The organism is Microbacterium kribbense, from assembly GCF_039537285.1.
Taxonomy (GTDB): Bacteria; Actinomycetota; Actinomycetes; order Actinomycetales; family Microbacteriaceae; genus Microbacterium; species Microbacterium kribbense.
In genome coordinates this window covers 151,608-166,721 of the sequence record NZ_BAABAF010000009.1, presented here as the reverse complement: position 1 = coordinate 166,721, position 15,114 = coordinate 151,608, and the positions used below count along the sequence as shown (strand labels likewise).

Annotated in this window: 14 protein-coding genes; 7 read left to right on the top strand and 7 right to left on the bottom strand. The window is 69.0% G+C overall.

Features of this window, described 5'->3' with window-relative positions; translation table 11 throughout:
• Positions 1–19: 19 nt before the first annotated feature.
• From ABD705_RS13845 to ABD705_RS13815, 7 genes are all read right to left on the bottom strand, one after another.
• Entirely contained in the window at positions 20–514 is a 495-nt protein-coding gene (locus ABD705_RS13845) for a glutaminase (protein WP_344784582.1), read from the bottom strand.
• 199 nt (positions 515–713) lie between these two features.
• Positions 714–1,418 carry a GTP pyrophosphokinase gene (locus ABD705_RS13840; protein WP_344784580.1) on the bottom strand — a complete coding sequence of 235 codons (705 nt, stop codon included), beginning with the start codon at positions 1,416–1,418 and terminating at the stop codon, positions 714–716.
• Between the two features lie 101 nt (positions 1,419–1,519).
• The gene (locus ABD705_RS13835; protein WP_344784578.1) at positions 1,520–2,353 is read right to left on the bottom strand and encodes an IclR family transcriptional regulator; all 834 of its coding nucleotides are present in this window, start codon (positions 2,351–2,353) and stop codon (positions 1,520–1,522) included.
• A 71-nt stretch (positions 2,354–2,424) separates the two neighbouring features.
• Entirely contained in the window at positions 2,425–3,687 is a 1,263-nt protein-coding gene (locus ABD705_RS13830; protein ID WP_344784576.1) for a sugar ABC transporter permease, read from the bottom strand.
• Positions 3,684–4,490 carry an ATP-binding cassette domain-containing protein gene (locus ABD705_RS13825; protein WP_344784574.1) on the bottom strand — a complete coding sequence of 269 codons (807 nt, stop codon included), beginning with the start codon at positions 4,488–4,490 and terminating at the stop codon, positions 3,684–3,686. Before ABD705_RS13825 ends, ABD705_RS13830 begins: the two co-directional genes overlap by 4 nt.
• A gap of 91 nt (positions 4,491–4,581) precedes the next feature.
• Positions 4,582–5,691 (bottom strand): substrate-binding domain-containing protein, encoded by a 1,110-nt coding sequence (locus ABD705_RS13820; RefSeq protein WP_344784572.1) that lies wholly within the window; start codon positions 5,689–5,691, stop codon positions 4,582–4,584.
• A gap of 127 nt (positions 5,692–5,818) precedes the next feature.
• Positions 5,819–6,592 (bottom strand): IclR family transcriptional regulator, encoded by a 774-nt coding sequence (locus ABD705_RS13815; RefSeq protein ID WP_344784570.1) that lies wholly within the window; start codon positions 6,590–6,592, stop codon positions 5,819–5,821.
• A 131-nt stretch (positions 6,593–6,723) separates the two neighbouring features.
• Between ABD705_RS13815 and ABD705_RS13810 the strand changes: the two genes are divergently transcribed.
• From ABD705_RS13810 to ABD705_RS13780, 7 genes are all read left to right on the top strand, one after another.
• Positions 6,724–7,890 (top strand): glycoside hydrolase family 88 protein, encoded by a 1,167-nt coding sequence (locus ABD705_RS13810; protein WP_344784568.1) that lies wholly within the window; start codon positions 6,724–6,726, stop codon positions 7,888–7,890.
• A 36-nt stretch (positions 7,891–7,926) separates the two neighbouring features.
• Positions 7,927–9,063 (top strand): iron-containing alcohol dehydrogenase, encoded by a 1,137-nt coding sequence (locus ABD705_RS13805; protein ID WP_344784566.1) that lies wholly within the window; start codon positions 7,927–7,929, stop codon positions 9,061–9,063.
• A 37-nt stretch (positions 9,064–9,100) separates the two neighbouring features.
• On the top strand, positions 9,101–10,600 hold the full coding sequence (locus ABD705_RS13800; protein ID WP_344784564.1) for an aldehyde dehydrogenase family protein: 1,500 nt from the start codon (positions 9,101–9,103) through the stop codon (positions 10,598–10,600).
• A gap of 40 nt (positions 10,601–10,640) precedes the next feature.
• The gene (locus ABD705_RS13795; RefSeq protein ID WP_344784562.1) at positions 10,641–11,465 is read left to right on the top strand and encodes an enoyl-CoA hydratase/isomerase family protein; all 825 of its coding nucleotides are present in this window, start codon (positions 10,641–10,643) and stop codon (positions 11,463–11,465) included.
• A complete protein-coding gene (locus ABD705_RS13790; protein WP_344784560.1) occupies positions 11,462–12,712 on the top strand; it encodes a CaiB/BaiF CoA transferase family protein in 1,251 nt (416 codons plus the stop codon). Before ABD705_RS13795 ends, ABD705_RS13790 begins: the two co-directional genes overlap by 4 nt.
• 100 nt (positions 12,713–12,812) lie before the next feature.
• Positions 12,813–13,451 (top strand): TetR/AcrR family transcriptional regulator, encoded by a 639-nt coding sequence (locus tag ABD705_RS13785; RefSeq protein WP_344784558.1) that lies wholly within the window; start codon positions 12,813–12,815, stop codon positions 13,449–13,451.
• Entirely contained in the window at positions 13,448–15,088 is a 1,641-nt protein-coding gene (locus ABD705_RS13780) for an MDR family MFS transporter (protein WP_344784556.1), read from the top strand. The genes ABD705_RS13785 and ABD705_RS13780 overlap by 4 nt, the downstream gene beginning before the upstream one ends.
• Positions 15,089–15,114 lie beyond the last annotated feature (26 nt).

Genomic DNA, 15,114 nt, shown 5'->3' with positions numbered 1-15,114 from the left:
CGCCTCGCGGGCGGCCCGGTCAGGTCGCGCCGGCCGGTGGATGCTCGAGCAGTTCGATGCGCTCGTCCAGATACCCCTGCAGGCCGGTGTATCCGCCGGCCCGGCTCCAGTGGATGCTCGGCACGCCGTCGATCACGAGGAGGGGTCCGGATGCCTCGCCCCGCGCCACGGCATCCAGGTCGAGGCGCGTCCAGTCGTAGTGGACCACCTCGCCCTCGGCGAATCCGCCGCGCCGGGCGGCGCCGGCCAGCGCCGCGCGCTCGCGCTGCGACTCGGCCGTGAAGCCACGGCGCACTTCTTCGCGCGCGCGCAGGATCGCGCCGGTGGCCAGCACCGCATCGTCGGCGACCAGCAGCGCGCCCAGGTGCCAGACGCGCACCCCCGGCGCGATCTTCAGCGGGCGGGTCATGCCCAGGATGCGGCGCGGCTGCACCAGCTCGCCGAGTCGCTCGCGCGGCGCGTCCGCCTCGGCGAGGCGCCGCCTGGCGGCATCCATCATCGCGGCGACATCCACGCCGCCAGGCTACCCGCCCGCGGTCGCTCCGCGATTGCCCGGCGATCGCCCGGGCCCCGACCAGAACTCCTCTGATCCGAAGGGTGCGCCGGCCCCACGCCCCGGAAACACGCGGCAGCGGCACGCCCGATGCCCGGATCGAAGGAGTTCCGATCGGCGGGCCTCCGGCATCCAGCCGTCCGACACCGCCCGCCCCGGGTCAGACCGTGATCGCCCGGCCGTCCGGCCCGCCCGCGGCCCGGCGCGCATCGCCGTGCAGTTCCCGGTGCAGCCGTTCCATCCGCCCGTCCAGCTCGGCGGCCGAGTCGGCGGCGTCCTTCAGTTCGGCCAGCAGTCCGGCCGGCACCTGCTGGTCGTACTTGTAATAGATCTTGTGCTCCAGGCTCGCCCAGAAGTCCATCGCGATCGTGCGCAGCTGCACCTCGACGGGGACGGCCATCGGACCGGTCGACAAGAACACCGGCACCTCGATGATCGCGTGCAGGCTCTGGTAGCCGTTGGGCTTGGGCTGGGCGATGTAGTCCTTGACCTGACACACCGTGATGTCGTCCTGCGCGGCGAGCAGGTCGAAGAGCCGATAGGCGTCGGCGGTGAAACTCGTCGTGATGCGGATGCCGGCGATGTCGGTCAGGTGCGCGCGAATGGCGTCGAACTCGGGCTCGATGCCCTTGCGGCCGACCTTCTCGACGATGCTGTCCGGGGACTTCACCCGACTGGTGACATGCTCGATCGGGTTGTAGTCGTGCAGATAGAGGAATTCGTCGCGCAGGATGTCGATCTTCGTCGACACCTCGTGCAGCCCGAACGTGTACGGCAGCAGGAAGCGCTGGAACTCGTCGCGCATCAGGCGCAGCTGCGCGGGGGACACTTCGACGGGGATCTGCACGTCCGGCTGGCTGGGCATGCGCTCACGCTACGGAAGGCACCTGGGAGTCCCACATGCGCGCGATCCGGGCTTGCCGATCTCTCCCGACGCGAGCACCAGCCGCCGCGGAACTGCCCCGATCAGGCGCCGGACGTCGCGGCGACGCCGGCGCCGAGCTGCACGGAGATCGCGGTGGCCTCGGCCAGCAGCCGATCGCGCAGGTCGGGGATGGAGCGCACGTCGATGCGCTGGCTGGGCGCGGCGACCGTCAATGCCGCGATCACCCGACCCGAGTGACCGCGCACCGGCACGGACACGCTGGACAGCCCCTCCTCCTGCTCCTGCGCGCACAACGCGTAGCCCCGGTCGCGCACCGTGTCGACCTCTTCGCGCAGCCGTGCCGGATCGGTGATCGTGTACGGCGTCATGCGATCCAAGGACGCGGATGCGAGGAAGGCATCCAGGGCCGTGTCGGGCTGGCCGGCCAGCAGCACCTTTCCCGAGGCATTGGTGTGCAGCGGCGAGCGCCTGCCGACGTTGGCGACCATCGCGAAGGTCTCGGCAGCCTGCCCCCGGTCGATGTACAGCACGGTCTGCTCGTCCAGGATGCCCAGCAGCACGGCCTCACCGGTCTGGTCGGCGAGGCGATCGAGATGGATGCGGCTCACCCGGCTCAGGTCGGTCGAGCGCAGCACGGCGCTGCCGAGCTCGTACATGCCCCAGGTCAGCCGGTAGCGGGCGTCGTCGTCCTTCGCGATCAGCCCTTCGACCTCGAGCGTCTTGAGCAGGTTGAACGTCGCCGGCTTGCTCAGCCCGACGCTCGCGGCGAGATCCCCCAGCGACGTGGGCACCGCCAGCCGCGACAGCTCTTTGAGCAGGGTGACGGCGTGCACCACCGATCGCACCGTGCGCGCTTCGGGCTTGCGCGGCTCGTTCGTGTGCGTCAGCTCAGCAGAAGTCGATGCCCTGGTCACCTGCTGCCCCCTCCTCGGTCGAGTGTAATCGGCGCGCGGTGCGTCACGACCTGCGCGGCGCGTCGTGCCGCTCACGCCGTGCCATGCGCTGCCCGGGAACGCCGCGACAACGAATCGACCACGACGGCCACGATCAGTACGCCGCCGGTGACCATGAAGCGGATCGAGGAATCCAGATTGAGCAGGTTCAACCCGCTGGCGATGGCCTCGATGACCAGAATGCCCAGCAGCGCGGACTGCGCATTGCCTCGACCGCCGAACAGGCTCGTGCCGCCGATGACTGCGGCCGCGATCGCATCCAGGTTCACATCGTTCGTGCCGCTGCTCAGCGTCGCGGCGGCCAGCCGCCCGGCCGCGAAGAGTCCGCCGACGGCGGCCAGCACCGACGAGAGGATGAACGCCGACAGGTAGACGCGGTTCACACGGATGCCGGCGCGGCGCGCCGCTTCGACGTTGCCGCCGATCGCGTACATCGCCCGCCCCCATTGCGTGCGCTTGAGCGCATAGGCGACCACGGCGATGATCGCCAGGAACACCACGAACATGACGGCCACGCCGCGCGAGAGATTCAGGTACCAGGTGATGAACCCGAGGATGACCACCAGCAGCGCGCCCTTGATCCAGATGCCGAGATACGAGGGAGCCGAAAGATCTGCACGCACGCGCTTGCGCGCCGCCGACAGCGCGACGGCGACATAGCCGGCGGCGATCAGCACGACGAGGACGTACGCCGTGACCGGCGCCAGGAACATCTTCTGCGCGAACCGCACGATCAGGGAATCGAACGGGAGGTTGATCGACCCATTCGTGCCCAGGATGAACAGCTGGAACCCGAAGATGGCCAGCAGGCCGCCCAGCGTCGACACGAAGCTGGGGACGCCGAAGTGCAGGAACAGGAAGGAGTAGATGTAACCGACGATGACGCCCATCACCACCGGCAGCAGCAGGCTCAGCCACAGCGGCCACTGCAGCTGCACGAAGGTGACCGCCAGGATCGCGGCGGCGAAGCCGCTGACCGACCCGATCGACAGGTCGATCTGGGCCAGCAGCAGGATCAGCACGACGCCGACGGCGATCGTGCCCACCGCGGCGCTGTCCAGCATCAGGTTGACGAGGTTCACACTCGACAGGAACAGCGGGTTCAGGCTCTGGAACACGACGGCGATCAGGATCAGGCCGATGATCACCGGCAGCGAACCGATGTCGCCGGTGCGCACCCGCCGCCACAGCTGCCGGGACTCGCCGGCCAGTCCGGTGGCAGTGCTGAGTCGTTCGTCCTGCCGGTCGAGCATGCCGGTCTCGGGTACCGCGCGGGGTCGGGGTCGAAGGTTCACTTCTGCTGCTCCTGTGCGTGATGGGCGGTCGCCCGCTGGCTGACGGCGTTGTCGGCTGCACCGGTGATCGCCGTGATGATGTCTTCGTAGCTGACGTCGCTCGTGGCGAACGTGCCGTTGTTGTGCCCGAGGAACAGCACGGCGACACGGTCGGACACGGTCTGCACGTTGGCCATGTTGTGACTGACCAGGATCACGCCGAGACCGCGATCGCGCAGCCGCTCGACGAGGTTGAGCACTTCAGCGGTCTGGGCCACGCCGAGGGCGGCGGTGGGCTCGTCGAGGATGACCACGGCCGGGTCGCCGACCAGCGAGCGCGCGATCGCGACGGTCTGCCGCTGCCCGCCCGAGAGGCTGGCCACCGGGATGCGCACGGAGGGGATCTTGGCGGCCAGCTGCTGCAGCAGGCCCCAGGACTTCTGCTCCATCGTCACTTCGTCCATCGCCAGTGCACTGCCGATCTCGCGGCCCAGGAACAGGTTCTGCACGACGTCGAGGTTGTCGCACAGTGCCAGGTCCTGATAGACGGTGGCGATGCCCAGCGCCTGAGCGTCCAGTGGGCTGGCGATCGTCGCGGGCTGGCCGTTCCACAGCACCGTCCCGGAGTCGGCGGAATGCACGCCGGCGAGGATCTTCACGAGAGTGGACTTGCCGGCGCCGTTGTCGCCGACCAGGGCGACGATCTCGCCGGGATAGACGTCCAGGTCGACGTTCGTGAGCGCGCTCACGGCGCCGAAGGCCTTGTTGATGCCGCGCAGCGACAGCAACGGCTGGGCCGATCGCGGCGGTGCGGGGGTGGTCATGGTCACGGGTTCCTTCCGTTCGGTCGGCGTCCGGCGCCGACAGGCTGCCCGGCGCACCCTCGTGCCCCGGGCGCGGGGCACGAGGGTGATATCACTTGATGCCGTGGGCGGTGCACGCCGCCGCGAAATTCGGCGTGCAGATCTCACTGATCTTGTAGACGCCGTCCTTGACGACGGTCGACATGATGGTGTCCACCGTCACCGGCAGCGGCTGCTGCAGGAAGGCGGGGATGGAGTCGATCGTGTCGGTGGACTGCGGGGTCTGCCCCGTGGCCAGCTGCACGGCGACCTGAGCGGCCTTGGTCGCCTCGCCGTTGAACGAGTTGTAGACGCTCATGTACTGCTGGCCCGCCAGGATGGACTGCACACTGGCGAGGGTCGCATCCAGACCCGTCGTCGGCACGAGCTTCATGCCGGCCGCGTTCATCGCCGAGATGGCCGCCTGCGCGTTGCCGTCGTTGGCGGTGTAGAACGCCGTGATCTTGTTGCCGAACTTGGCGATCTGAGAAGCGGCGAATTTCTGGGCGGTGGGGCCATCCCAGGTCTCCAGGTGGCTGAGCACCTTGTAGCCGGCGGGCTCGATCACGCCCAGCGCGCCCTTGCGGATGTTCACGGCGTTGTTGTCGGTGCTCGCGCCGTTGATCATGACGATGCCGCTGCCGGCGGGCACGCCATCCTTCTTCAGCTTCTCCACGAGCGCCTGCCCCTGCAGCTCTCCGACCTTCTCGTAGTTGTTCGAGATGATGAACGACAGCTTCGGGCTCTTGATGAGCCGGTCATAGGCGACCACGGGCACGCCCTGCGAGCTCGCCTCGTCGACGATGCTCGCTGCGGCCACGCCGTCCCATGGGTCGACGACCAGCACCTTCACCCCCTGGGTGAGCATCGATTCGGCCTGCTGCTGCTGTTTGGCGGCATCCTGATTCGCATTCGCGTAGACCAGTTCGCACTGCGGGCACAGCTGCGTCAGTGCCGCCTTGAAGTCGGGGCGGTCCTGCGTCTCATACCGGGTCGAGGTCTCGTCGGGCAGCAGCAGCCCGACCTTGAACCCCGTCGCAGTCGAGACTCCGCTGGATTGGCTGGGTCCGCTCGTCGCACCGGGGCCGCTGGACTCCGGGGCGCACGCGGTGAGCCCGAGGCCAGCGAACACGATGGCGGCGGTGGCTGCTGCCAGCCACGGCCCCCTGATGGTGATCTTCATTTGACAACCTCCGTCGTTGCACGCCATCGGCGTCGATGGTTGGTCGAAGCATCACACCGGCGGACTGCACGAGCAAGGCAATACGGCCACTATTCGTTAGCGAGTAGCAAATCCTGTTATTGAGTAACTAACGCTGTAGGTCCAGCACTCGGCCGATTCCAGCGGCGGCGTCCCGCATCCGCACCGACAGTCGGCTCGGCGCGATCTGCCGCAGCCGGGCGGTGGCCACTGCGATCGCCAGACATGCCCGCACCGACCCGTCGACCGAGCGGACCGGCACCGCGACGCTGGACAGCAGTGGCTCCTGCTCACCCCAGCACACCGTGTAGCCGTCGTCCTTGGCCTTGACCAGTTCACGCATCAGCCGCGTCGGATCGGTGATCGAGGCCCGCGTCGGCGCCGCGAGCGGTTGATGCAGATAGCTGACCAGACCGCGCTGGGGCATCGCCGAGAGGAACACCTTGCCGGACGCGGTGGTGTGCAGCGGCGAACGCCGGCCGACGTTCGCCACCATCTCGAACGCGTCGGACGTCTGGAACCGCTGCACATAGAGCACCGACTCGTGATCGAGCACCGACAGCAGCACGGCGCCGTCGGCGGCCAGCGCGTCCAGCGATGCACCCACGGCCCGTCGGAGGGCTGCCGCCTCGGCCACGCGGCTGCCCAGCTCGAACAGACCCCAGTCGGCGGCATACCGCCGATCCGTGCCGCGCACGACGAGTCGCTGCTGCACCAGCGTGGTGAGCAGGTTGTAGGTCGAGGGCTTGCTCAGCCCGGCCTTGCGCGCCAATGCGCTGAGCGTGAGCGGCGTGGGCGCCGCGGCGATCATCCGCAGCAGCGCGACGGCGTGACTGACCGCGTGCACCGTGCGCGGCCGGTAGGTCCGATCAGATGCGTCCATGGCACGATCCTCTGTCCGAGCGTTATCTCCTGCCGAACACCATTATCCTCTGCCTATTGCTGGTGGGAAGAGCCCGTCGATAACGTATTGGCATCGAAGTCGCGACAGCGCCGAGCCGAGAGGGGTCGTCGATGCAGGATCCACTCGATGTCGACCGCGCCCTGGACGTCGCCCAGGCCCATGTCCGCACCCTGATCGAGGACCATCCCGGCCGGGTGCCCACATGCACCCACGGGGGGCACTGGCAGTTCGACGCCGATTCATGGGCTCCGGTGTGGACGTCCGGCTTCCTCGCCGGCGAGCTGTGGATCTTCGCCGAACGCACCGGCGACCCGACCTGGCGCGCCGCCGCCGAGCGCTACAGCGAGCATCTCGAGCACCGCAAGCTCGACGCCGGCACCCACGACATCGGGTTCCTGTTCTCGCCGAGCTGGGGCCGTTGGCACCAGGTGGACCCCTCGCCGCGCAACGCCGCCGTGCTGATCTCGGCGGGGCGCACGATGGCGGCCCGGTTCAACCCGCACGGGCGGTATCTGAGCACCTGGGTGCACGCCGGCAGCACGTTCATCGACATCATGATGAACCTCGACATCATCTTCCAGGCCGCGCAGCTCAGCGGCGACGCCGGCCTCTCCGAGATCGCGTTCCAGCACGCGCTGACCACGCGACGCTTCCTCGTGCGCGGCGACGCCACCACGGTGCACGAGGGGTGGTTCGATCCCGCCACCGGGGAATTCCTGCGGGCGGCCACGCACCAGGGGTACCGGTCGGATTCATGTTGGGCGCGAGGACTCGCCTGGGGCCTCTACGGATTCGGCTCGGCGTACCGCAACACCCACGACGAGCGCTTCCTGACCACGGCCCGTTCGCTCGCCCGCACCTACATCGAGCGCACCGGCGATGCCTACATACCCCCCAACGACTGGGACGACCCCCATCCGGCACAGCCCTACGAGTCCTCCGCGGCGTGCATTGCGGCATCCGGTCTGCTGCAGCTGGCCGAGCTCATCCCCGAGCAAGCCGCGACGTATGCGCAGTACGCCGCCGGAGTGCTGTCCACCCTCGCCGGGCCGGGATTCCTCGCCCCGCCGGATGGCGAGTGGGAGGGCATCATCCGACACGCCATTTATCACCCGGGCAACAATCTGGGCGTCGACGAGTCGGTGATGTGGGGCGATTACTACTTCGTCGAGGCGCTGTGGCGCCTCGCCACGTCGCCGCAGCTGCGGGCCGCAGCCGGCCCCACGCTGGTGGACCGGGCCGGTCCGCCACGCTCCGCGGCGGTTGCCGATGCGTGACCGAACCTGGACACTGAAGTCACAAGGAGGACCTTCATGAACCCGCACTTCTCCTCGCCGCCGCGTCTGATCATGGGCGACGGCGCGTTGGATGCCGCAGCCGGCGAGCTCCCCCGGCTCGGCCACCGCGCCCTGATCGTCACCGACCCGGGAATCGTCGCCGCCGGCCTGCTGGAGCTGGTCGCCGGAATCCTCGGCAAGGATTTCCCCACCTCTGCCTTCACCGAGGTGATCGGCAATCCCGACATCGCGACGGTCGCAAAGGCCCAGCGCGCCCGGGAGGAAGCCGGCGCCGACGTGATCATCGCGATCGGCGGCGGCTCGAGTATCGATGTCGCCAAGTCGATCGCGGTGCTGGGCACCAACGACGGCACCATCACCGACTTCGAAGGCGTGGACAAGTTCGCGAACCGCCCGCTGCCGGTGGTCGTGGTGCCCACCACGGTCGGGTCCGGATCCGAGGTGACCAAGGGAGCGGTGATCACCAATCCCGACACGCAGGTGAAGATGGTCATCGTCTCGGATCTGATGTTCGCCGACATCGCCGTGCTGGACCGTCGGGTCGTCGAGCACCTGCCCAGCCGGATCGCCGCGACCACCGGGATGGACGCCCTCACCCACGCCATCGAGGCATACGTCGCGAAGGGCGCGAACCCGATCACCGACGCTCTGGTGCTCGGCGCGATCGAGATGATCGGGAAGAATCTCGTCGCCGCGTCGCAGGGCGATCCGGACGCGCTGTACGGCATGCTCGTCGCGTCCTCGATGGCCGGCATGGGTTTCCACGACGCGGGCCTGGGCGCCGTCCATGCCCTGGCCAACACGCTCGGCGCGCACTTCGGCGTGCACCACGGAACGGCCAACGCGCTCTTCTTGCCCTATGTGATCGACTTCAACATCCCCGCAGCGCCGGCACGGTTCGCCCGCATCGCCGCCGCACTCGGCGAAGACATCACCGGACTGAGCGAGGCCGACGCGGCACAGCGCGCCTCGGTCGCGGTGCACCGCCTGGCCGAGCAGACCGGAGTGCCCCGGCGCCTCGCCGAGGTGAACGTGCCCGTCGACGCGATCCCCCGACTCGCCGCCGACGCCCTCACCCAGGCCGACCTGCCGGGCAACCCGCGCGCGGTCACCCTGGAGGACCTCGTCGCGCTCTACACGAAAGCCGCCTAGCCAGACCAGGCGCCACGCACGAAAGAAGAAGGATGACATGACCAGCACAACGACGGCACGTCCGGTGCAGCACTTCGTCGGCGGTGAGTTCATCGACAGCGCCGACGCGGCGCCGATCGACCGGCACGCACCGGCGACCGACGAGATCATCAGCCTCGTGCAGGCCGGCGGGGCACCCGAGGTGGCCCTGGCGGTGGCCGCCGCGCGGACGGCGTTCGACGAGGGACCATGGCCGCGCATGACGGGGCTGGAGCGATCCGTGCGCCTGTCCCGCGTGGCCGATCTGATCGACGCCCATGCCGCGGAGCTCGCCGCCCTGGACGCGGAGGAGGTCGGCAAGCCGATCCGACTGGCCGAGGGCGACATCGGCGGTGCCGCGGGCCTGTGGCGCTATGCCGCATCCCTGGCGACGACGATGAGCGGGTCGACCTACACGAACAACGGTCCGGACTTCACGGGCCTGGTACTGCGCGAACCGGTGGGCGTGGTCGGCCTGATCGTGCCGTGGAACTTCCCGGCGCTGATCCTCAGCCAGAAGCTGCCGTTCGCCTTGGCCGCCGGTTGCACCGCGATCGTGAAGCCGTCCGAGCTGACCAGCTCCAGCGCGCAGCTGATCATGCGACTGACCATCGAGGCGGGCATTCCTGCGGGCGTGATCGGGATGGTCGCCGGCGACGGCCGCGCCGGGCAGGCACTGACCGAGTCCGCAGGCGTCGACCTGGTGTCGTTCACCGGATCGACGGCCACCGGACGGCGCGTGATCGCGGCCTCGACCGGCAACATCAAGAAGCTCTCGCTCGAACTGGGCGGAAACGCCGCCAATGTGGTGTTCGCGGACGCCGATCTGGAGGATGCGGCCGCCGGCGTCGTGTTCGGGGTGAACTTCAACAACGGCGAGTGCTGCGTGTCGCAGCCGAGGCTGCTGGTCGAGCGCAGCGTCGCCGACGACTTCGTCCGCGAAGTGGCGCGGCAGACCGCGCTGCTGAAGGTCGGGCAGCCGATGGAGCGCAGCACCGACGTCGGCGCGCTCATCCATGCCGGCCACCTGGGCAAGGTGACCTCATACATCGACGGCGCGGCCCGGTTCGGCGGCGAGGTGATCACCGGCGGAACGCGGCTGACCGACGGCGCGTTCGCGCGCGGGCAGTTCATCTCGCCGACCGTCATCGACCGGGTCGTGCCGGATGCGCCGGCCTTCCAGGACGAGGTGTTCGGTCCGGTGCTGACCGTGACCCGGTTCGACTCGCGCGACGAAGCCATCCGGCTGGCCAACAACGTGCCGTATGGCCTGGCCAACAGCGTGTGGTCGCAGAGCATCGACACCGTCCTCGAGGTGGCCAAGGGTCTCAAGAGCGGCACGGTGTATGCGAACACCACGATCGACGCGCCGCCGCAGATGCCGTTCGGCGGCTACAAGGCCAGCGGCGTGGGCCGCGAGATGGGCCAGGCGGGCTTCGAGGAGTTCACCGAGCTGAAGTCGGTCAACATCCGCACCGGCAAGCGTGCGGGCACGTTCGCGATCCGCGTGGGCGACTGAGCACACCGACCACCACCGAGGACGACAGGAGGGGCGGCCGATGACCGACCCGATCGGATTAGAGGTGCGCGAGGACGGCGTGGGCGTGCTGACGCTGGACGCCCCACCGCTGAACCTCATCACGCGCGCCATGACGATGCGGCTGCTGGCGCTGTGCGATCAGATCGCAGCCGACCCGCGAGTGCGGTCTCTGGTGATCACCGGCGCCGGCGACCGGGCGTTCTGCGCCGGCGCGGACGTCGGTGAATTCGCGCAGGTGCGCGACGACGTCGTCGGCAAGAAGCTCACCCGCGAGAACCGTGCCATGACCGCCGTCGCTACGCTGCCGATCCCCACGATCGCCGCGATCAACGGCGTCTGCCTGGGCGGTGGTGCCGAATTGGCGATCGCGTGCGATCTGCGCGTGATGGATGCCGATGCCACGGTCGGCTTTCCCGAGATCCTGCTCGGGGTGTTCCCCGGGTCGGGGGGCGTGTTCCGGCTGCCGCGCATCATCGGCATCGCCGGTGCGCTCGACCTGCTGTATTCGGGCCGCCAGGTGCACGCCGACGAGGCGCTGCGCCTGGGCCTGAGCTCCGAGACCGCACCGGCCGGATCCGCACTGAAGCGGGCCCTGGAACGTGCCGCCGTCCTGGCCGATCGGCCGGCGCTGGCGCTGTCGCTGATCAAGTCCGGGGCATCCGCCTCCTTCACGCAGACGATCGACGACGCCACCGCCGCATCCCTCGCCGACAGCCGTCGCGTGTTCACCGGCCCCGACATCGAAGAGGGGCTGGCCGCATTCTTCGGCAAGCGCGCACCGCATTTCACCGCGCTGCGGACGGCGCATGTCCGTGCCATCGAGAACACCCAGGAGGACGCATGACCGGCATGCTGGACGGGATCAAGGTCGTCAGCTTCACGCATTACCTGCAGGGCCCATCGTGCTCGCAGATGCTCGGCGACCTCGGCGCCGACGTCGTGCGGATCGAACCCATCGGTGGCTCATACGAGCGGTTCTGGTCGGGGGCGCGCACTTTCGTCGGCGACGAGAGCGTGTTCTTCCTGCTGGCCGGGCGCAATCAGCGCAGTGCCGAGATCAATCTGCGCTCCCCCGAGGGCGAGCAGGTGCTGTGGCGCATGATCGATGCCGCCGACGTCATCGTCGAGAACTTCCGCCCGGGCGTGCTCGAGCGCCGCGGCTTCGGGTACGAGGCCGTCGCAGCGCGCAACCCGGGCATCGTGTACTGCTCGCTGACCGGATTCGGGCCCACCGGACCACTGGCCGACCAGCCCGGCCAGGACCTGCTCATCCAATCCTTCAGCGGGCTGGCCGCGCTCAGCGGTCGCGCCGGAGATCCGCCGGTGCTGATGGGGTCGGCCATCGTCGACGAGCATTCGGCGGCCCTCGGGGCGCTGGGCATCGTCGCCGCCCTGGTGCGCCGCGCACGCACCGGCGAAGGCGCCAAGGTGGACGGCAACCTGCTGTCGGCCGCGCTGGACCTGCAGCTGGAGCCGCTGAACTGCCACCTCAACGGCGGGCGGCTGTGGGACCGCAGCGCCTCGGGAATCTCCTCCCGCTTCCACCAGGCGCCGTACGGCGTGTTCCAGACCTCGGACGGGTGGCTCACGCTGTCCCTGGCCGATGGCGCGACGCTGGCCACGGCGTTCGACGACGACCGGTTCAGCGCGTTCAGCCGCGACGACCAGTTCGAGCAGCGCGAACAGATCAACGAGATGGTCGCCGCGCACATGCGCACCCGCCCGACCGCGCACTGGCGTGCGCATCTGAGCGAGGTCGGCGTGTGGAACGCCCCGGTCAACGAGTACGACGACCTGCTGCCCGACCCGCAGCTGGCCGCCAACGAATCGGTGCTCACCTTCGAGCACCCCGCCGCCGGCACCGTGCGCGTGGTCAACCACCCCGTCAAGTACGACGGGCACACCCCTGCGCTGCGGCGCGTGCCGCCCACCGTCGGACAGCACACGGGCGAAGTGCTGCACGACCTCGGCTACGCCGACGACGAGATCGAGCGCATGCGCGCCGCCGGCGCCATCGGCCCCGACCGCGCCGTGGTCGGCTTCGACCGGAAGGCATCCGAACCGGCATCCGCCTACTCTGCCAAGCGCTGACGCCGCCGCCGGCTCGCGGCGGTTAGGAGTTCGCTGGGAATTCTGCACGAATGCATTTTTGCGTTTGCGCAGGTTGGCTCGGGCGAGGAAGATCGCAGGAGTGCAAGATCTACCCACCCCCGGACTGCGCGAACGCAAACGCGAGCAGACCCGGCACCGCCTCGAGTCCGCCGCGATCGAGATAGCCCTCGAAGAGGGCCTGGACCACCTGACCATCGACGCGCTCAGCGAGCGGGCCGACGTCTCCCCGCGCACCTTCTTCAACTACTTCGACAGCAAAGAAGACGCCATCCTCGGCATGCGCACGCAGGATGACACCGAGCAGCTGGTCAGCGAGGCGCTCGAGCAGATGCACCCGGACACGGTGCTGGAGGGCGTGCTGGAGCTGCTGACCACGGTCGGCCGCGGCCCCGACCATGATCTGCACGAGCAGCGGCATCGCGTGCTGCGCGAGCACCCCGAGCTGCTGCAGCGCAAGTTCACCCACATGGGCCGGATGCTCGCGCCGCTGACCGAAGGGGTGCGCACCCTGATGACGCGGCTGAGCGCCGAGCACGCGGATGACGCGCCTTCGGCCGCGCACGCCCAGGTGATGCTGATGACCTGCGGGGCGGCGCTGCGCGCGGCCACCGCCGAGCTGGCCCGGGGACACCGAGATCTGTCCACCGAGGCATCCACCATCTTGCTGCGCGCCCGCGCCGCAGCACTCGTTCGAGAGACGGCAGGAATCCTGAAATGACCGCAGCCACCGCAGAACCCGCAGTGGAACCGCATCACGCCCGCAACATCCTGCTGGTGTTCGCCGGCCTGATCGTGACGATGCTGCTGGCATCGCTGGACCAGACCATCTTCAGCACCGCGCTGCCGACCATCGTCGGCGACCTGCACGGGGTCGACCAGATGAGCTGGGTGATCACCATCTACATCCTGGCCTCGACGATCATGCTGCCGGTGTACGGCAAGCTCGGCGACCTGATCGGCCGCAAGGGCATCTTCATCGGTGCGATCTCGATCTTCATCCTCGGGTCGATCATCGGCGGCTGGGCGCAGGACATGCCCTGGCTGATCGCCGGTCGCGCCGTGCAGGGTCTGGGCGGCGGCGGTCTGATGATCCTGTCGCAGGCGATCATCGCCGACGTCGTGCCGGCCCGCGAGCGCGGCAAGTACATGGGCATCATGGGCGGCGTGTTCGCCATCTCGTCGGTGGCCGGCCCGCTGCTGGGCGGCTACTTCACCGACGTGATCGGCTGGCGCTGGGGCCTGTGGATGAACATCCCGCTGGGCATCCTCGCCATCGTGGCGGCCGTCGCGTTCCTGCACCTGCCCGCGCACCCGCGGCGCGAGGTCAAGCTCGATGTCTTCGGCATCGCGCTGCTGGCGCTGGCATCCACCGGCATCGTGCTGGTCAGCACCTGGGGCGGCCACGACGCCCCGAACGGCTACGCCTGGGATTCGCCGCAGATCATCGGCCTGATCGCCGGCACCGCGATCGCCGCGATCGCCTTCGTGTTCGTCGAGCTGCGGGTGGCCGAGCCGGTGATGCCGATGCACCTGTTCCGCAAGCTGAACTTCAACCTGATGACCGCCGCGGGCCTGGCCATCGGCGTGGCCATGTTCGGCACGCTGGCCTACATCCCGACCTATCTGCAGATGGTCACCGGCGCCAACGCCACCCAGTCCGGCCTGCTGATGATCCCGATGATGGGCACCGTCCTGGTCTCGTCGATCATCTCGGGCGCGCTGGTCAGCCGCACCGGCCGGTACAAGTGGGCGCCGATCTCGGGCACCCTGGTCACCGCCGCCGGCATGGTGCTGCTGTCGACCATGACGCCGGCGCTGCCGGTGTGGCTGATGTGCGTGTATCTGGGCGTGATGGGCCTGGGCCTGGGCCTGTGCATGCAGATCTTCGTGCTCGTCGTGCAGAACACGTTCCCCGCCTCGCAGGTGGGCGTGGCGACGGCGACGAACAACTACTTCCGCCAGATCGGCGCGTCGCTGGGCGCGGCGGTGGTCGGCAGCCTGTTCACGACGCGGCTGCTGAGCCTGCTCAGCGACCGGATGCCGGCGGCCGCGGGAGGCACCACTGGAGGGGCGAACAGCCTGACGCCGGAGCTGGTGCGCGACCTGCCCGCCACGATCCGCACCATCATCATCGGCGCGTACAACGACGCCCTGACCCCGATCTTCCTGGTCATCCTGCCGCTCGTGCTGATCGCGACCGTGCTGGTGTGCTTCCTGCGCGAGGATCCGCTGAAGAAGACGATCGACCGCAGCGATGTGGCCGCCGCGAGCCTCGAGATCGACGGCGCCGATTCGGTCGCGCTGGCCACCGGCTCGCTGGCCGTGGTGGGCGACCGGGGCGAGTCGGCCTCATAGCTCCCCTGTCGTGACTTGCCAGAACT